The organism is Mycoplasma simbae ATCC 49888 (assembly GCF_000702705.1).
Classification (GTDB): Bacteria; Bacillota_I; Bacilli_A; order Mycoplasmatales; family Metamycoplasmataceae; genus Mycoplasmopsis; species Mycoplasmopsis simbae.
Genome location: NZ_JNJG01000009.1, coordinates 49,028 through 68,914 on the forward strand (window position 1 = coordinate 49,028; position 19,887 = coordinate 68,914).

Sequence of the window (19,887 nt, forward strand, 5' to 3'; positions counted from 1 at the left end):
CCTAAATTATTTTAATATTGCAAACTCAACTAACGTATCTAGTAAAGCACCCATTGGTTTACCTTTTAAATCGGCTGTACCTGCAATATCACAGTGAATGTAAGGAACGTTGTTGGTAAATTCTTTTAAAAACATTGCCGCTGTGTTGTGGTCACTAGTTTCGTCATTATTATAGTTGTTTAAATCTGCCACAATACTTGCTGTGTTAGGTTCGTGAAAATCTTCATGCATTGGCATTCTTCAAACTTTTTCATGTGCGTTTTTAGCAGCTTGAGCAAAAATTTGTCAATTTTGTTCATCGGTTGAATAAATTCCTGAATATTGTGAGCCTAATGTTCTCACCATTGCACCTGTTAAGGTTGCAACGTCTACCAGTGTAGTTGCATTTAATTTAGTAGCCGCATAGTAAAGCCCATCCGCTAAAACTAAACGTCCCTCAGCATCGGTATCAGTAACCTCAACAGAAATTCCAGCCATTGATTCATATACGTTTTCAGGTAATGAAGCATCACCGTCTTGACGGTTATCAGTAATGCACATAACTGCTGATACATTTTTTTGTATTTTTAATTCAGCTGCAGCTTTGACTGCGTACGCTGCAATTACAGAACCTGACATATCATATTTCATACCTTCCATGTGGTAGCCTTTAGTGTTCATGCCACCAGTATCAAAAGTAATTCCTTTACCAACAAAAACAACTTTTTCATCGCTTTGTGGATTACCGCTGTATTCAATAACCACAACTCTAGGAGCATAGGTTGAACCTTTATTAACTGAAAGCAATAGGCCCATGTTTAAATCTTCTATTTGGCGTTTATTTAAAACGGTAACCACTAAGTCTTTATTTTGAGTAAACTCATCTCTAATGTATTCTGCTAGCATTTCAGAATTACAATAGTTTTCGGGCATAACTTGCAAATTACGAGCTGAGTTTTTGTTTAATGCTATAGTTGCGAATTTGTTAGCTAATTCAGTGTATGAAGCATCATTAAACAAGAATGTGAACTCACGTTTTTTAGGTTGCTCTTTTTTCTTGTTGAATAAAGTTGCCTCGTAAAAAAGTACTCTTGAATAAAAGGCTTTGATTACATCTTCAATTGATAAAGAAGCGTGTACAAATTTTTCTACTTTAATTTGCAAATCTCTTTGTGAGCTTAGAATATATTTATCAATTAGCTCAACTAAACCATAGTAGTCTAGCTCTTTTTCAATATAGATATATGCTTCTTTTTGCTCAACAAATTCAGTAATTTGTCCGTGTTTTTTTGAAATTAGATCACAGCATTTTTGGTCATCAAATCAAAGCGGCTCTAATAAAAATTTATCATTTCTCATTGTTGAATAATATTTTGTCATTTCAACCTCCAATATTTATTTTTTAATTATAGCAACTCAGCACATTAATTGCTCTATTTAACTAAAAAGAATATTAATTATTATCCAGCTTCATCAATCTATTTTTCTATCATGTATCGCTATAATATATGCGATATATTGTTAATTTTTGAGTTTTTAGGAGCAAAATGTTAAGAAAATCAATCTTATTATCGGCGATAACTTTTACACCTTTAATCACTGTAAGCTGCGTCAATAACAAACCAACCGAATTTGAGGAATTTATTAAGGATAAGACTAATATATCTGTAAATGAAAAACATATTTTTAAACATTTTGTTGATGACAAAGGATATGATTTTTCACAAAGATTTGTCAAGGCACTTAACTATATATATGAAAATATCGATCCCTTCGAAAATAATATATTGGCTAGAGATTGAATCAATATTAACCAGAAATTAAACGGTTTAATCACATTTTTGAATAATTCCTCACCAGATAAAAATAAACAATTAAATGAGGCAAAAGTTGCATATATTATATATTTATACAAATATCTTCGTTCAAGAAACAAAAGCATAAAATACAATTTAAATGAATACTTAATTAATCCAAAAAAGAACAAATTAAGCAAAAATAATGCAGATTTTAACTATATAAAATTTAATATTAATCATTTTGTGGAAAACATTTTCCCAAATGATAAGTCCAAATCGTCAGTTGACAGAAATTTTTGGAGTGATATAGTCTACGAACACAGACAACTGTCGGAATTCAAATATGATATTGTCAAACCAATTTGACAATACAACGATTTTTGGCGTAACCATTACACAGATGATAACATAAGCTTAGCTAAGGAATTGAATTACTCTTCAAACAAAAACTTAGCTTATACACCCTACTCATTAAATACAAACAAACTTGTTTATAATCAAAAGAGATTTTTTGCTGACCAAGCCAGAGTTGATTATTTAAATGTTGGTTATAGCGAGGTGTCACATGTTTTATCATTTGAAATGAATGCAAAATATGATCCTAAAAACATTAGAATATATCCAGGAATTCACTATGGACAAACAAAAAATGATTTCAATAATATTATATTTACACTAGCTTATGAACCAGAGTTAATGGATTATCAAGACTTTAGTTCATATTGAAATATGAAATTTGAGTCCAAAAACACAAATAATGAGTATAAAACCTATCATCTTAATATAGATAGATTTGTTAAAAAAGTTGATGATTCTATTAATTTAGATAAAAAAACTATTATTTGGTTTAATCAACTAGGTACAATTATGCAAAGCTATCCGCAAGCATACATGGTCACATCACTAAATCCTATATATTTAGAATATTTTAACCGTCATATTAAGCAAAACCATAATAATTTTATGTTAGTTACAATGGATAGTATTGAAATAAATCCTACAAACTTTACTCGCTGAGATGAAATTGAAGAACATTTATCATCTGGTAAATTAGATTAATAATGTGACAAATTCGTATGAATACAAAAAGCTTGCTCGCATGAGCAGGTTTTTTAAACGTTATTTAATTTAATCTAATATTTTGGCATTATCTAATTTTGAGCTAGCCTGAATTATTTTTCTATTTAGTTCATCTTTTCTAGACTAAACTAAGGTTTAAGAGTTATTATAATTTTGCTGAGGCTTTTGTTTTAAGTTTGTCTAGTTCTAAATATTCTTTATGTCGTGTTGCAAATTGGGTTTGTGAATCTGTATTTTTGAAGTTGCAATTAAATCTATTTCTATCATTATCGCATAAACCAGTCAGATTGGTCAAGATTTTTAGTTTCTTGAACAAAATGTGATGCGAATGAACCTGCATTATAAATAAATATGAAAAATTTACAACAGCTATATAGCAATATACACTATATATTGAGTTTTAAACAATCATTGTATTACAAAATGAAATATTAATGCACTATAAAAATCAAAACCTCACTAAAGTATGCACTGACTTTTGCATAGTGAACAATATAAACCCCATGGTTAATACAAAAACGATAGTTTTTCCTTTTTTTAAAAATTTGTGTGTTTCCATAGTATGTTTTAACATGAACATTAACAACAACACTTATAAAGAATTAGTATTTACACTATATTTGATTTACTCACAATTAAATTCTTTTAGCTTAATGAAATGGAGTAAAGAAGGTATTACACATAATATAAGAATTAAAGTGGTCTGAAATTCAAAATTTTTTATTCATTCTTTAAACTTGACAAGATTAGTGAAACAAAATTTAATGCCCAAACGGCCTTATAAATTAGTTGGTGACATTATGAGCAACAAATATGTTTACAGCAATATTGCTAATGAAATGAATAAAAAAGATAGATTTAATAGCAGTAAAAAAATAAACGCACTGGAAATAATGATAAAAAATATTACTAACCCACATTTTTTCGAGTATTTCAAAATTAAACCAATCACAAATGGAAAAAATGTATACGCTAAATCCGAGTGCATACTTATAAGCCAGGAAATAAACGACAAACGCGTGTTATTACATTGCAAAATTGGTAATATGTATGGCTTAAACATAAGTAAACATAGGTCTGTCTACTGAAATAATAGAAAAGATACAATCAATATAGTTGTTATACCGTTTTCAATTAAGTTAATACATAAAAACAATATTAACACACAAAATTTATTGAAAATTGATTGATTTTTTGTTAATTGAAACCAAAACGAATACAACTTAGATAGGATAAATAAAAATGAGCTAGGGCTCATTTAAATCATCATTAAGAAATTTTTGCTCAGTGTCTTACAACTCTTACTAATTGGGAAACATATGACATTTCGTTGTCATATCAAGCGAACAATTTATATATTTTTTGTCCGTTTGCTTCTTGAATTTTGGTTAAAGTAGCGTCAAAAATTGAACCAAAATGTGAATTGATAATGTCAGAAGAAACAATCGGATCTGTGTTATATTTAAATGATTCATTTGCTGCTTTAGCGAATGCTTCGTTTAATTCTTCAACAGTTGGTGATTTAACTAATTGAACAGATAAATCAATAATTGAACCAGTAATTGTTGGCACACGTAATGCTGAACCATTTAGCACTCCAGTAGCTTCTGGAACAACTAAACCAATGGCTTTAGCAGCACCTGTTGAAGTTGGCACAATATTGTGGCCTGCGGCTCTAGCTCTACGTAAATCACCTTTTCTGTGTGGACCATCTTGCAACATTTGATCACCTGTAATTGAGTGAATTGTAGTCATATAACCATTAATTAAACCAAAATTGTCAACAAGTACTTTAACAACAGGGGCTAAACCATTAGTTGTACAAGAAGCTGCTGAAACAATTTGATCTTCTTTGGTTAAAGTATCGTGGTTTACGTTGTAAACGATTGTTTTAACATCGCTTCCAGCAGGTGCTGAAACTAAAACCTTTTTAGCACCAGCTAGAATGTGTTTGTTGGCTAAAGGTTTTTTAGTGAAAAAGCCAGTACATTCTAAAACAACATCAATCTTTAATTCAGCTCACGGTAAGTTTTCTGGGTCTTTTTCAGCAAAAACCTTAATTTCTTTGCCATCCACAAATATGGCATCAGCTTCAACTCTAACATCATTTGTTAAAGGACCAAAAGCTGTATCGTATTTTAATAAGTGTGCTAGCATTGCTGGATCAGTTAGGTCGTTAACTGCCACAACTTGAATATCATCGCTTCCAATTTCTAATAAATGGCGTAATGTCAAACGACCAATACGTCCAAAACCATTAATCGCTATTCTTTTCATATTTGCCTCCATGAATTTATTTTCTATAATAATTTTACTCTTACCTTGCAAATATATCTAATACAAGTTGTAAAATGTGGAAAAAATTAAGAATTATTTCCACAAATTGTAATTTTTTTTGCTAAAGATCAAATTAAATGATATAAATATCACTTGTTTGTATTATAATAGGCGGCCACATTCGTAAGAAAAAACTCACTGCAATTGAGTGAGTTTCACCTATTTAATACCTTCTCATTTTCAATTTTTAACTTCATCAATGTCAGTTCCGTGTTCACGGATGTATTGAGTGTGGTATTCAAGTGTTGAATTCATTTTATTGATAAATTCGTTTGCTTGATTGCCATAAACTGCTTTAGCAGCACTGATAGACATGTGGAAACGGTCCATGTGAGAAAGTTGACGAATATCAAATGATGTTGTAATATCACCATGTTCACGATATCCGTGCGGGTGTAAGTTTCTATTTTGTCTAGTAAAGAAGATATCTCTTAATAAGCTTTCATAACCATGGAATGCAAATAAGATTGGTTTGTCGCTTGTAAACACTTGATTAAATTCTTCGTCACTAATTCCACGATAATCAACTGAAGGGTGTCTTAGTTTTAAAATTTCTACAACGTTGACAAATCTAATTTTTAGTTCTGGGAATTGTTTATTTAGAATTGAGATAGCTGCAAGAGCTTCAATAGTAGATTCGGTACCACTAGCTGCCACAACTAAATCAGGCTCTTGATCTAAACTTACATTTGAAGCTCAATCAATTACTTTGTAGCCCTTATCTGCTAATTCTTGAGCTTCAGCAACACTAAAGAATTGTTCTCTAGGTTGTTTTGAAGCAACTATTAAATTTATTACATTTTTTTCTTTAAATGCTTTTTCACTAACCGCTAAAAGAGTGTTTGTGTCTGCTGGTAAGTATTCTCTGACCACTTCAGGGCTTTTATCTGCTAGGTGACCTAACATACCTGGGTCTTGGTGTGTATAACCGTTGTGATCTTGCTGGAATGCGTTAGATGTAGCAATTAAGTTTAATGAAGGTAAATCATTTCTTCAGCTTAATGGTCTACATTTATTGATTCATTTTAGGTGTTGGGTAACCATTGAATCAACTACACGTAAAAAGGCTTCATATGAAGCAAATACTCCATGACGACCAGTTAATACATAGCCCTCTAAAAATCCTTCAGCTTGGTGTTCAGAAAGTTGTGAGTCAATGATTCTACCTGCCGGTGAAACTTTTTCATCTAAAGCAGGATCTGCATAATCTAGTCATTGACGATCAGATACCTTAAGTACATCAAATAATCTGTTAGATTTAGTTTCATCAGGACCAAAAATTCTAAAGTTAGTTGGGTTGTTTAGAATAATGTCAGCGTAGTATTTAGATAAATTAGCCATATCTTGAGCAATAACACTGCCCGGTTTGCCAACTTCAATAGCGAATTTAGTTCAATCATTTAACTTAAGCTCTTGAGGGTTTAATCCACCGTTAGTAGCTGGGTTCATTGACATTCTTTTTTCACCTTTTGGCGCAATAAAGAATTCATCTTTAAGTTTGCCATTCTCATCAAATAATTCAGAAGGTTTATATGATTCTAATCAAGCTCTTAATTCACCTAAATATTTTTCATCGCCAGCTTTGGCTGGTAATGGAACTTGGTGTGCTCTAAAGCTACCTTCAATTTGATTGCCGTCAAATTTACTTGGGCCAGTTCAGCCTTTAGGCGATCTAAAGATAATCATTGGTCAAATTGGACGAGTTTGTTCGCTAGCTGTTTTTTTATTTGCTTGTGCTTTAATAGCAAGAATTTTTTCAATAGCATAGTCTAATTTTTCAGCCATTTCAGCGTGATAATCAGTAACTTTTTCAACTTCTACAAAGATTGGTTCTCAACCGAATCCGCTGAACAAGTTGGTTAATTCTTCATTACTTCTTCTTGCTAAAATTGTTGGGTTAGAGATTTTTCCACCATTTAGGTGAATAATTGGTAAAACTACACCATCGTTTTTAGGGTTGATAAAGGTATTTGAGAATCAACCAGCCATTAATGGCCCAGTTTCGGCTTCACCATCACCAATAACTGTAGCTGCGATTAAATCAGGATTATCTAAAATTGCGCCAGTCGCATGTGATAATGAATAACCTAGCTCACCACCCTCGTGTAATGAGCCTGGTGTTTCGGGTGCGGCGTGAGAAGCTGTACCACCTGGGAATGAGAATATTTTAAATAATTGTTTCATTCCAGCTTCATCACGTGTGATGTTAGGAAATAATTCAGTATATGATCCATCTAAGTAAGAGTTGGCAACCATAACTTGACCACCATGTCCAGGACCTTCGATATAAAACATGTTTAGGTCGTATTTGTTGATTACTCTATTTAGGTGAGCATAAACAAAGTTTTGACCAGGAATTGTTCCTCAGTGTCCAATTGGATATACTTTAACATCATCAGATTTAAGTCCATTTTTCATTAATGGATTATTTTTTAAATACATTTGACCAACAGCAATATAGTTAGCTGCTCTTCATCAAGCATCTACTTTAGATAGATATTCTTTAGAATCAAATTCAATATTTTTGTTTTTCATTATACTCCTATATAACAAATGTTCTATTTGCTAATGTATTATATTAAATAATCTATTTAATCCGTCTATTGTTGTCAATGAAATCGTAATTTTAAGGAATCAATATTCAAAATAAAAAAACGATCTGAGTAGATCGTTAATGTTTAAATGTATCAAAATGGAACTATGATCATTAGGGCTTGGTAGGCAGGTTTAATTCTCGCTTTGTAAATATGTAAGTTAACTCCAACCACTATGGCTCGGATTAGTCAGCAACCAACAATTATTAAAACCATGCTAATAGGTGCAAATAATGATCCAGTACGCATAAGATCTTTAGGATTAAATATTGAGTAGAATTGATCAGCAAAAACTAAATTAGCCATAAGTCAAGAAAAAATCAATAAATTGTAGATAATTTGTCAGTATAAAGATATGCTATTGTATTTTTCTCGGTATTCATAATTGTTATCTTTGGCTCTTAATACACGGAGATAAATAAATATATTTGTGTATAGATAAATCAATAAATAGTTAATGCCAAATGCTGTTGAATATCAAAAACTTGAAGCTGCAAATCTAATATCAACAATCCTGATTAGCAAATAAGACGCTAACATTAATAAATTTGTTATTTTCAAAAGTTTAATTTGATGATTTTGTGCAATATTTTTGTTTAGTTTACCAAAAATGTAATGCGACAATGTTAATTCAAACAAATACATAAAAGCTAGACAAATTAAGGATATATATAATCACAGATAATATGGCCTATTGTCAGCTATGTATTTGTCATAATTTATGAATTTGTATATATGCTCTAGAGGTAAAAATATAAATATCAAAAAACTCAATAAAATATAGATAAAAGTTATAGATTTTAATTTATTTTGCTGAATTAATTTTAAATTAGATTTTAATAAAATCAATTTACCAATCAAGATGGTCACCTCGTTTCCTAAAATTGAATAAAAAAAGCAATTCGAAAATTGCTTATTTGAATTTGTGTGTAACACCAATTTGACTTAGTGTGTCATTGTGAACTTTGCAGAAAGCTTCAGCTGCTTTGTCGAATCTTTCTCATTCAGCAGGTGTTAGAGACATTTTTTCGTTTAGGTATTCATAACCGTTTTCACCAACGATAACTGGAATTGAGAAGTAAATTCCAGGGTGTTTGAATGTATCAGGTAATTTAACACCAATTGTCATAATTCTTCTTTTGTTGTTTACAATAGCTGAAGTAATTTCGTATAGTGCTGTACCAATACCAAATTGTGTATTTCCTTTACGTGAGAAAATTGCGAAGGCTTCTTTTTTACTGTCTTCGTATAGTTTTTCTTTAACTTCTTCTGTAAATTGAGGTAAATCATTGATTGATGTTTCACCAATTTTAGCAGTTGATCATACAGGCATTGCTGAAGCACCGTGTTCTGCAATAATAGATACTGTAACTGAGTCTGCGTCTACATTGTAGTGGTGTGAAACAAGTTTTTTTAGTCTTGCTGAGTCAAGAACTGTACCTGATGAAATAACTTTTTCTGCAGGTAGTCCTGATGCGTAGTGGAACACTGAAGCCATAACATCACATGGGTTAGCTGCAACGATAACAATACCTTTGAAACCAACTTTTTTCAATGTTGAACCAAATGAGTCCATTAATTTAGCATTAGCACCAGCTAAAGCTAAACGGTCTGAGAAGTCTTTGTTTGCTGGAATTGATGCACAAACAACAACAATATCAGCGTCAGCACCGTCTTCTTCTAGTGTACCTGGTCTAAATGTTGAACCATTTCTTGGCATGATAGCCACCATGTCTGAGAAGTCTTTTGCGTGAGCAATTGAAATATCTTCATTTCTGTCTACGAATACTCATTGAGCTTCTAGACCTCTACAAACTGCGATATTTACGTATGTGAAACCAACGTTACCCATACCAACAACGATAATTTTTTTCATATTTTTCCCTTCAATATCTTTTTATATATGAGATAAAAATTTATTGTTTTTTATCAGCTAAACTAGCTATCTATATTATAGAAAATTTGAATGAAATCGTTCGCATTTTATATGTTTTTTTGAACATATATTTGCATCTTTTATGGCATCTATTATACGTTCTAAAAAATAAGAAAAACGCCCTTGCGAGCGTTTAAAGGATAATTTTTTTTATTTTCTGAAGTCGATTACTGCACGACCAATGAAGTCACCTTTTTCAAGTTTTTCAAAGATTTCAGCAACCTCATCCAATTTAACTACTTTTGTAACTTCTGATTTTACAAGCCCTCTAGCTGCATAGTCTAAAGCTTCTTTTAGGTCTTTACGTGTACCAACGATTGAACCTGCTAATTCACGTTCAAATAGAACAGTTCAGAATACTGATACAGGGAATTCGTCTTTACCTAATTTGTCTTTAGCTGGTAGACCAACTAAAACTTGACGTCCACCACGACGTAGCATTGACATACCTTGAATTGCTGCTTGAGTAGCAACAGATGTGTTAACAACAGCATGTACACCACCACCTGTAACTTTAATAACTTCTTCAGCAGCGTCTACTTTTTTACTGTTAAATGCGAATTCAGCACCTGATTTTAATGCTAATTCAACTTTTTCATCATTCAAGTCAATACCAATTGGACGGTATCCCATTGCTTTAGCATATTGAATAGCTAATTGTCCTAAACCACCAACACCAATTACGGCAACAAAGTCACCTGGGTGTAGTTTAGCTTGTTTAACTGCTTTATATGTGGTAACACCAGCACAAACAACTGGAGCACCAGCAATAACATCTAAGTCTTTAGGAACAATTCCTACGAAGTCTTCGTGTCCAATTGCGTATTCAGCAAATGAACCATCTTTTGTATATGCTGACATGTTTTGGTTTGGACATAGAGTTTCTTTTCCGCTTAAACAGAATTCACAGTGTCCACACGCATCGTGTAGTCATGCTAAACAAACTCTGTCACCTACTTTAAGGTGTGTACATCCTGGACCAAGTTTTTCAACAATACCAATTCCTTCGTGCCCTGGAATTAATGGGTATTTTGGCTCAACTAATCAATCATAGTTAGCGGCGTGTAAGTCAGTGTGGCAAATTCCACTTGTTTCCATTCTAATTAGAACCTCTTTTTCTTTTGGCTCAGGAATGTCAACTGTTTCAACGCTTCAATTACGTGGTGAACGAACCACGAAAGCTTTCATTTTTGCCATGGTATTTATCCTCTTTTCTTATCTTATGTTTTTTATTTTTTATACGTTGTGATAACCATTTTTGTTTATCGTCTTAATGATATACTTTTTTGGCTACATGTAACAAAAAAATTGGCTCTAAAAGCTATGTTTTTTTACATTTACAAAAATTTTTTCGCATTAATTTACATTATTTACTCATCCATTACACATTTTTTCAATAAAAAATGCACTTTTGCGTGCATTAAAAATTCTCTATAAAGTGTGCGAAAATTTTTTGCGGATTTGAGTTGCTAATTTCTCCAAACGCTCAGAACGAAACTTTTTATAGTATTCTTTTATTACTTGATAGTATTGTTCAATTGAAAAATCTACTATGTCACTTCATTTTAATGGTAAGGCTTTAGCATGCTGACCCACAATTCTTAAGCGAATTTTGTTTTCAAAAATTTCAAGAATTTTATTAGCATAAGCCTGCTCATTTTCAACACATAAATAACCAGTATCGTCATCAGTGATAGTTTCGCCAGCTGCTGAACCTTCTATTACTAAGCTAGCTAAGCCTTGTGAAGCAGCTTCATGAACTACTAAACCAAAAGTATCAAACACAGAAGGGAATACAAATAAATCGTGTGATAAATATAATCCTTTTAGCAAGTTAAAATCTCGCACAACACCAGTGAAAATGATGTGGTCATAAACACCAATTTGTTTAGCGTATTCAACTATTTCATCGTAGCGTCATTCGCCACCAACCATTGTCAGGCTAAAATTAGGATTTTTTTCAAGCACAAGTTTGAAGCTGTCCAATAAAAACTTAATGTTTTTTTCTCACACAAAGCGCGAAACAAATAATAAATTATTTTTGTTTGTGTCGATGTTAAAGCGTTCTTTAGCAAGTGTTATTAGTTCGCTGGCATTATTTGGATATTTAAACTTAGTTCCATTATTTACTACTTCGTGTTTAGAAACATTTAAATCAAAACCGCTTTGTTGCATTGATGTTTTTGAAACGTGGAACACACAGTCACAATTTTTAACAAATTGTTGTGCTAATAGTCCGCCAATTTGACCCACCAATTCACTATTTGATGATTTAGTAATTGCTTCCTTAAAGTTAGTGTGCATAGTTAAAATTAGTGGAACATTGTAACGTTTTTTCAGCTGCAAACCAATGTTTCCAGCAAAAAATGGTGAGTGAACATGAATAATATCGGGATTAAATTTATCAATTTGTTCTAGTTCTTCTTTTACTAAAGGGGTTCTAATTACCTGATAACCACCTCAGCGAACAAGACTACATTTAATACGCATAGGTTTATAACCTAATTTTTCATCATTTTTAATATCATAATCACTATAGGCGGGTGCTAAGACTAAAAACTCAACGTTTTTACGTTGAAATTGCTCAATGTAGTTTTCCATAACTCTAATAACACCATCAACCATCGGAATGAATGAATCACCAACCATTAATACTCTTAATGGTCTTGATTGCATTGCCACGATATCAGCTTTTGTTCTTCAAAGTTGCTTATTTTTCATCTTTCACCTTCTTTTTAAATGTAAACACATCTATATCATACATACCTAGATGCGTAGATAAAACGAATTTTTTGGGTATATTTCAATTATTACCATAAGTTTGAATGAGCATAGATTCATAATTAGTGAATACATTGGCTTGTATATCTTCAAAATCATGTTTGAAAACACTGTTAAAATCAATACATTGATAGCTACTTTTGCGTATTTCGCTTTTAAACGGTCATGTGATTATTAAACTTATGTCACCATTGGGATCATGAAGCTTTGTGTACGCTTCCTCAAGTGTAATTTTTTTTGCTAGTCAAGTTCATAAACATACAAATTTGAGTATTTTCATACCTCATTGACGCTTGAATAAAGGTCTGTGTGTATAGTTTTTTAGATAGCGTATTCGATTATTTAAGGATGTGTATTTTTTAATTAATTTAGCACTAGTTTGCACAGCAACAAACACATCAATAAAAATTGCATCTTCATTAGTTTCTAAATCATGGGTGAATTTACCAAAAAGCAAGAAATTGTTGCTATTTTTATTGTGTAAAAATACATCTGGATAATTTTGAACCAAGAAATCATATGTAGATTTAGGCACAACAACATCAACATCATCATCTCAGGGTATAAAACCATTGTGGCGAATAGCTCCAAGCATTGTGCCATAAATCAATGAATATTGCAAATTATGTTCTTCCATAATTGCTATAAACTCTTTTAATAAAGCCAACGTTTTTTGCTGTTTTAGGTTCATTTATCCTCCGTTTTGTAAATGATATCAAATTATGTATTGAATAATTGCAAACAAAAATGGCCTAAGCCATTTAAGTTATTAACTAATAATAAAATTTCCTGCAAAAATATCAATCGTGTATTCACTTCCCGCTGAAATAGCACCATCAATAATTTTGTAAGCCAAAACACTTTCTATTCTATTTTGAATAAATCTTCTAATTGGACGAGCGCCAAAATGCGAATCAAAGGCAGCTTTTGAGATAAAATCAATTGCTTTATCAGTAAAATTCAATTTTATTTCTTTAGCTTCTTGGACACGTTTAGCTAATTTTTCTAACTCTAAAACAACAATATCTTTGACGGCATTTTCACTTAATTTGTTGAATTTGATGATTTCATCAATTCTGTTCACAAACTCTGGAGTTAAATGTCTTAATAATAATGCTTTTGGATCTGTATTTTCATTGACAGAAGGTTTTAAAATTGTATCTGCTCCAATATTTGAAGTCATAATCACTATCAAGTTGCGACAGTTAATATTTCTACCTTTTGAATCTGTTATGGTTCCATTATCCAAGATTTGAAGCAAGATATTTAACACTTCTCTGTTAGCTTTTTCAATCTCATCTAGAAGCAAGATTGTGTAAGGATTTTTACGAATTTGTTCAGTTAGTGAGTTAGATGAATCAAAACCAACATAGCCTGGAGGCGAACCAATAATTTTAGATACTGAGTGTTTTTCCATATATTCACTCATATCTACTCTAATCATTTGTTTTTCTGAATCAAATAATGTGTAAGCCAATGCTCTAGCAAGTTCAGTTTTACCAACGCCTGTTGGCCCCATAAACATAAATGAAGCTAACGGACGGTTAGGATCGTTTATACTTGCTTTAGCCCTTAAAACTGCTCTAGCAACTGCTCTAACAGCTTCATCTTGACCTTTGATTCTTTGTTTTAAATCTTTTTCTAGATTCAACAATTTACTTTTGTCGCTTTCAAGCAACTTAGTTACTGGAATTTTAGTTCATTTTGAAACAATTGCGGCTATTTCTTCACTTGTAACAGTATCCTTAATCAATGAAGAATTTGAAGCATTGATTTCTTGTTCCATTTGTTGAATTTCTTTTTCTAAATTTGGTATTTCAACATATAAAACTCTTGAAGCTTTTTCATAATCTGCTTCTTTTTGATAAATTGATAATACGTGTTTTAAATTTTCAAGTTTAGATTTAGCGTTTGAAATTTTTTCCAAACGTTGTTTTTCTGAATTTCATTTAGCTTCATATTCACTCAAAATTTTGGTTTCATCAGCAATCAATTTATCTAGTTCGCTTAAGCGATCTTTGTTTTTGCTTTTTGAATCTTTATCTGAACTCAAGGCTATTTTTTCCATCTCTAGCATAGCTAGTTTTTGTTGAGTTTTTTCCATTTGTTCAGGTTTAAAGTTGATTTCAGTTTTAATTGTTGAAGCAGCTTCATCAATTAAATCAATAGCCTTATCAGGCAAAAATCTATCTGAAATGTATCTTGATGAAAGTTTAGCCGCTGCTACTAGAGCATCATCTTGAATTTTAACGTTATGATAATTTTCAAATCTTTCTTTAATACCTCTTAAAATAGCAATCGTTCCTTCAGTAGTAGGCTCAAGAACGTCAATTTTTTGCATTCTACGTTCAAGAGCGGCATCTTTTTCAATATATTTTCTATATTCGTCAAATGTAGTAGCACCAATTAGGTGTAATTTGCCTCTAGCCATTAATGGTTTGAAAATGTTGGCTGCATCCATTGCACCATCTTGCGTTTTACCAGTACCTATCAACATGTGAATTTCATCAATGAATAAAATAATGTCACCATTGCTTTCTTCAATGCGTTTAAGCACAGCTTTTAAACGTTGCTCGAATTGACCTTGAAAACTTGCCCCCGCAATTAGCGAAGCTAAATCAAGCTCAAAAACATCTTTACCTTTTAAGTTTTCGGGCACTTGACCTTCCACAATTTTGCGAGCTAAGCCCTCAACAATAGCAGTTTTACCAACACCTGGTTCTCCTACTAAAATTGGGTTATTTTTTGTTTTACGACTCAAAATACGTATCATTCTACGAATTTCTTCGTCACGGTTAATGACTGGATCTAGCTCATTACGTGTAGCTAAATCAGTCAAATTACGACCATATTTTTTTAGTACATCTTCTTTATCTTCTTTTTTTCCATTTGGGTTCATGCCATTTAATAAATCATCTAAATTAAAGTCCATACAACCTCCTTTACATAATATTTTAGCACTCTTCCCCCTTGAGTGCTAATAAATTATAAAAATTTTTGCTAGGCTCATTTTTCTATAAAATAAAACGCATGAGACTAAGATTTGACAAAAATGCAGAACAAAGAATTAAAGAATCAAAATATTATTATGATTCAAATAATTACCCTATAACTCTTGACTCTAATAGCATAGTGGAAGTAGGGATGGGTAAAGGCGAAATGATAGTGGAATTAGCTAGGTTAAATCCAGATAAAAATTATTATGGCTTAGAAAAATATGCAACCGTGGCTGCTAAAGCTCTTAAAAAAGCGCAGGAATACGAACTGAATAATTTTAAAATCGTGCTGGCTGATGCTAATAATTTAAATGAAATATTCAAAGGAAGTCTAAATACATTATGATTAACTTTTAGTGATCCATGACCTAAAGCTAGACATTTTAGACGCAGACTAACATACAAAACATTCTTGGATCAATATCAATCAATCATGGATTCAAAATCAGTGCTTAAATTCAAATCTGACAATGATTTGTTATATGAATTTTCATTAGAATCATTTGTCCAAAACAACTGAGAAATAATTGATTTTGGGCAAAATCTACACACATCTATACACGCACAAAATAATGTAATGACAGGCTATGAAAAGAAATGATCGCAGCTAGGTAAAAATATTAACTTCATAATTGCTAAACCAAAATTGGTTTAGCTTTTTTTATAAAAAAATAAGGCTGAGCCTTATTCGATATCTTCTTCATCATCATGAATATCATCATCAATTTCTTCTTGATCACCAAACATTTCTGCACGTACATTTTGCAATAATTTTTTGGTAGTTTCGTTTTCGTCTTTACCTTTTTTAACAAAGCTAATTGAACTGTTAGCAAATGCTGGTTCATCTTCTTCATCTGTAAACAAAATTGAAGTAATGATAATAGGTTTACGTCTTTTTTCTTTGTAGAAAAGATTTTCTAAACGTTCTGCTATCAGTTGTTTTAATTCAACAACATTGATTTTTTCAGTATTTTTAATGTAATATAGGGCTGCTCCATGGGCAACTCTTTTAGCTTCCATAACTAAATCAAGTGAAGTTTTAACATAGAAAGCACCACGTGAAATCAATGTAGGGCGACCTATAATATTTTTATTTTGGCGATCAATTGTTAAAGTAACGTTGACAAAACCGCTTTCAGCTAATTTTTGTCTTTCTTTAATCACTGAAGCATTTAAACTTAAAACATTATGACCATCAATATAAACTGGACCATATTCTATTTTTTCATTAGTTTCATACACTTCTTGATCAATAATGTGGTATACACGTCCTTTTTCAGGGATTAAGACTCTTTTTGGGTCCACACCATTACGCACTGCGCTTTGGCCGTGCACAATACTCATTCTGTACTCACCGTGGTAAGGAATAAAGTATTTAGGTTTAGTTAGTTGGAAAATTTTGTCATGTTCATGTTTGTAGGCGTGCCCAGAGGTATGTAAATATCCATCAACCCCGTTTTCTTTAATATCAGCACCTAATTTTGCCAATCTATTGACTAATAATTCAATAACCATGTGGTTTCCTGGAATTGGGCTTGATGAAAAGATGATTAAGTCACCTTTTTCAATTTTTACGCTTTGGTGTTTCCCATATGACATTCTCGCTAAAGCAGCTAATTGTTCACCTTGCGAACCAGTTGTTAAAATAACTAAATCTTTTTCAGGAACGCTTGCAACTTGTTTTTTATCAACTAAAACCTTGCTGTCAACTTTAATGTAGCCTAATTTACGGCCAATTTTGACACCATTAACCATTGAACGTCCAAATGTAGCAACTTTTTTGCCTAATTTAGCAGCTAATTCAATAATCGCCTTAACTCTGGTAAGGTTAGAAGCAAAAGCAGTAACAATTATTTTTCTTGTGGCTGCACGCATGTATTTTTCAATATCTTTTAAAATATCATTTTCAGAAGGTGAGTGGAATGGTCTCATTGCGTTGGTTGAATCAGAAAGCAATACTGTTAAGCCTTGCTTACCAATTTGGTCTAATCTTGCAAAATCTGTATAACTTTCACCAATTGGGTTATAGTCAAATCTGAAGTCACCAGTACACATTACTGAACCATTAGGGGTGTTTACTCTAATACCAAACGCATCAGGAATTGAGTGTTGAGCTGATCAAAAGTCTACAGAGCAAGATCCAAATTTATGAACTGCTGACTTTTCGATTTCAACAAATTCGATACCACTTGGTACTTTGTGTTCTTCAAATTTAAGTTTTAAATATTGAATAGCAATACGAGGTGCAAAAATTTTCTTTAAAGGTACTTGTTTAACTAGATAAACAACTCCACCAATGTGATCCTCGTGACCGTGTGTGATGAATAAACCTTTGATTTTTTCGTGGTTTTCAGCTAAATATGTGTAATCTGGAATGATTCCTTTAATTCCTGTTTGAGCAGTATCAGCAAATTTAATCCCAGCATCAATAATGAAAATATTGTCTTCATATTCAACAAATAATGAAGATTTACCAATCTCTTGCACACCACCAATTGCTACTAATTTAGTAGGTTTCATCTTTCCTCCAAAAAATGTTTAAATTAAAATAAAATTATTTAATAAAATTCTACAAAAAATATTACAAAATATTTATTTATTAAATATACCACAATTAAATACAAATTAATATAAAAAATGGCCGGTAGTAAGGGATTTGAACCCTTGAGCGAATTGCTTCGCTATTTGTTTTCGAGACAAACCTCTTCAGCCACTCGAGCAACTACCGAACATGTATAAATTGACGTAAATACTGATTTTATAGGTGTTTAGGAAACAACTTTATTTTGAAAATAATCAGCATACATAACTATTATAAATTAATTTAGATTTGAATGAGTAATTTATAGTAAAATTTCAATATTAATTTTACTACAAGGAGGTGGAATGAATACTGATAACAGATACGGTATTGTGGCTGGTGTGCCAGCTAATTCAGGTTCTACACTTTTTCACATTGGCTCATTGCCAATTCGTACATACTCAATCACAATGCTTTTGGGTATGCTAGCTGCAATTCTAACAATTAGCTTTTTTTGAAAAAGAGAAAAATATAAATGAGAAATCCTTTATTCATTAATTGTGATTGTAATTCCAACCTCAATTATTGGTTCGCGTCTATGAGATCTAGTGGAAGTAGCTTTATATGATCCTAACTTTGACTTTTCATCTTGATACAAAATTTGAGAAGGGGGATTGAGTATCCAAGGTGGAGTTATTTTAAGTTTAATTTGTGGCTGTTTATACGTTTATCACAAACGCCACGAAGTAGACTTTAGAAAAGTTATTGATTTTATTGTGCCAACTGTATTAATTGGTCAAGTTATTGGTCGTTGAGGTAACTATGCTAACCATGAACTTTATGGAAAAGTAGACTGAGATGGCTCTTCTGTATTGATTTTTGGTAAAACATTTGCCCAAAACATGTTCATTAGTGACTCATTAAGTCAATCACTAAATCAACCAGGATTATTCAGATATCCATTATTCCTATACGAAGGTTTTGCTAACTTAACTGGCTACTTATTGCTAGTGTGAGTAATTAACTTATTTGGCCTATTAAAACCAGGAGCTAATTCAGGTCTATACTTTGTTTGATATGGTGTTGTCAGATTGGCTTTAGAGCCATTACGGCAAAACGCTTACGAAATTTATACAGTTGCTTCATTAATTTTCATTGCTTTGGGTTCAATTATGTTTATTTTCTTTGAATTTTTCAATCCAATTCACTATGTCAAAACCAAACAAAAATACAGATATGTATATCAATATGCACACCCACAAAAATATCTTGAATACGTAAATAAAACAAGATTATTCGATCGTAAAAAAGCAGCATATACATATGTCAATTCTTAATTAACGCTTCGGCGTTTTTTTATTGCTTTTGGATAATTGTGCTAAAATTGTCCCATGAAATAATTATCAAAAAACATTTTTTTTGTATAATAATTTTACTTTTTAAATAATTAATTATTCATGAAAGGAGTCCATATGGCAAGAGTAGATCAATTAACCGGAAAACGTGCACAAACCGGAAATAAACGTTCACACGCTATGAATGCTTCAAAAAGAAAATTCAATGTTAACCTACAAAAAATTAAAGTAAACATTGATGGTAGAGTTGTTACTTTAAGAGTAAGTGCTAAAACTCTAAAAACTCTAAGAAGAGATTCAGCAACCGCTTAATTTAAATCATCGTACGTACACAAATGCGCAACTAAAAAAGTTGTGCATCCCAAATTGTATATTCAAGTGCAACACTTAGTAATATAATACTGGTGTTGCATTTTTAATAAAAAAATGCCCTATCTACTGGTACTAGAAAGGACATAAATGAATTATAGTAAAAAATATTCTCATATTGATAAAAATCAAAGATTCTT

The 19,887-nt window shown here is 31.7% G+C and carries 15 protein-coding genes and 1 tRNA gene; 5 read left to right on the forward strand and 11 right to left on the reverse strand.

Translation table 4 applies throughout. The features are described 5' to 3' along the window. Positions 1-6 precede the first annotated feature (6 nt). Positions 7-1,359, reverse strand: coding sequence for a M17 family metallopeptidase (locus T329_RS0103060; protein ID WP_029608961.1), 1,353 nt, complete (start codon positions 1,357-1,359; stop codon positions 7-9). A 167-nt stretch (positions 1,360-1,526) separates the two neighbouring features. Here T329_RS0103060 and T329_RS0103065 point away from each other — a divergent pair, with 167 nt between their 5' ends. Together T329_RS0103065 and T329_RS0103070 are read left to right on the forward strand one after the other, a co-directional pair. Continuing rightward, positions 1,527-2,837 (forward strand): hypothetical protein, encoded by a 1,311-nt coding sequence (locus T329_RS0103065; protein ID WP_029608962.1) that lies wholly within the window; start codon positions 1,527-1,529, stop codon positions 2,835-2,837. Between the two features lie 593 nt (positions 2,838-3,430). Continuing rightward, the gene (locus tag T329_RS0103070; protein ID WP_029608963.1) at positions 3,431-4,120 is read left to right on the forward strand and encodes a hypothetical protein; all 690 of its coding nucleotides are present in this window, start codon (positions 3,431-3,433) and stop codon (positions 4,118-4,120) included. Between the two features lie 7 nt (positions 4,121-4,127). On the opposite strand, the gene gap is transcribed toward T329_RS0103070, so the two are convergent. The 8 genes from gap to T329_RS0103110 form a co-directional block, all read right to left on the reverse strand. Then, positions 4,128-5,135 carry a type I glyceraldehyde-3-phosphate dehydrogenase gene (gap, locus tag T329_RS0103075; protein ID WP_029608964.1) on the reverse strand — a complete coding sequence of 336 codons (1,008 nt, stop codon included), beginning with the start codon at positions 5,133-5,135 and terminating at the stop codon, positions 4,128-4,130. Positions 5,136-5,354: 219 nt separating this feature from the next. After that, positions 5,355-7,730 carry a phosphoketolase family protein gene (locus T329_RS0103080; protein WP_029608965.1) on the reverse strand — a complete coding sequence of 792 codons (2,376 nt, stop codon included), beginning with the start codon at positions 7,728-7,730 and terminating at the stop codon, positions 5,355-5,357. A gap of 143 nt (positions 7,731-7,873) precedes the next feature. Further along, positions 7,874-8,434 (reverse strand): hypothetical protein, encoded by a 561-nt coding sequence (locus T329_RS0103085; protein WP_029608966.1) that lies wholly within the window; start codon positions 8,432-8,434, stop codon positions 7,874-7,876. 268 nt (positions 8,435-8,702) lie between these two features. Continuing rightward, complete coding sequence (locus T329_RS0103090; protein ID WP_029608967.1) at positions 8,703-9,665, reverse strand: lactate/malate family dehydrogenase; 963 nt, start codon at positions 9,663-9,665, stop codon at positions 8,703-8,705. A gap of 210 nt (positions 9,666-9,875) precedes the next feature. Beyond that, the gene (locus T329_RS0103095; protein WP_425411729.1) at positions 9,876-10,922 is read right to left on the reverse strand and encodes a zinc-dependent alcohol dehydrogenase; all 1,047 of its coding nucleotides are present in this window, start codon (positions 10,920-10,922) and stop codon (positions 9,876-9,878) included. A gap of 234 nt (positions 10,923-11,156) precedes the next feature. Then, complete coding sequence (locus tag T329_RS0103100; RefSeq protein ID WP_051630148.1) at positions 11,157-12,446, reverse strand: glycosyltransferase; 1,290 nt, start codon at positions 12,444-12,446, stop codon at positions 11,157-11,159. Further along, the gene (gene mf1, locus T329_RS0103105) at positions 12,436-13,197 is read right to left on the reverse strand and encodes a diacylglycerol cholinephosphotransferase Mf1 (protein WP_029608970.1); all 762 of its coding nucleotides are present in this window, start codon (positions 13,195-13,197) and stop codon (positions 12,436-12,438) included. Before mf1 ends, T329_RS0103100 begins: the two co-directional genes overlap by 11 nt. A 78-nt stretch (positions 13,198-13,275) precedes the next feature. Continuing rightward, positions 13,276-15,438: an ATP-dependent Clp protease ATP-binding subunit gene (locus T329_RS0103110; RefSeq protein WP_051630149.1), complete on the reverse strand. Its 2,163-nt coding sequence runs from the start codon at positions 15,436-15,438 to the stop codon at positions 13,276-13,278. A 98-nt stretch (positions 15,439-15,536) separates the two neighbouring features. Between T329_RS0103110 and trmB the strand changes: the two genes are divergently transcribed. Then, on the forward strand, positions 15,537-16,157 hold the full coding sequence (gene trmB, locus T329_RS0103115; protein WP_029608972.1) for a tRNA (guanosine(46)-N7)-methyltransferase TrmB: 621 nt from the start codon (positions 15,537-15,539) through the stop codon (positions 16,155-16,157). Positions 16,158-16,186: 29 nt separating this feature from the next. Here the strand turns inward: trmB and T329_RS0103120 are convergent, their stop codons facing one another. Both T329_RS0103120 and T329_RS0103125 read right to left on the reverse strand, forming a co-directional pair. Next, the gene (locus T329_RS0103120; protein WP_029608973.1) at positions 16,187-18,022 is read right to left on the reverse strand and encodes a ribonuclease J; all 1,836 of its coding nucleotides are present in this window, start codon (positions 18,020-18,022) and stop codon (positions 16,187-16,189) included. A 118-nt stretch (positions 18,023-18,140) separates the two neighbouring features. Next, positions 18,141-18,230: transfer RNA gene (locus T329_RS0103125), tRNA-Ser, on the reverse strand. Between the two features lie 158 nt (positions 18,231-18,388). Between T329_RS0103125 and lgt the strand changes: the two genes are divergently transcribed. Together lgt and rpmB are read left to right on the forward strand one after the other, a co-directional pair. Continuing rightward, complete coding sequence (lgt, locus tag T329_RS0103130) at positions 18,389-19,360, forward strand: prolipoprotein diacylglyceryl transferase (protein ID WP_029608974.1); 972 nt, start codon at positions 18,389-18,391, stop codon at positions 19,358-19,360. 135 nt (positions 19,361-19,495) lie between these two features. Beyond that, the gene (gene rpmB / locus T329_RS0103135) at positions 19,496-19,690 is read left to right on the forward strand and encodes a 50S ribosomal protein L28 (RefSeq protein WP_029608975.1); all 195 of its coding nucleotides are present in this window, start codon (positions 19,496-19,498) and stop codon (positions 19,688-19,690) included. The last annotated feature ends 197 nt before the right edge of the window (positions 19,691-19,887 follow it).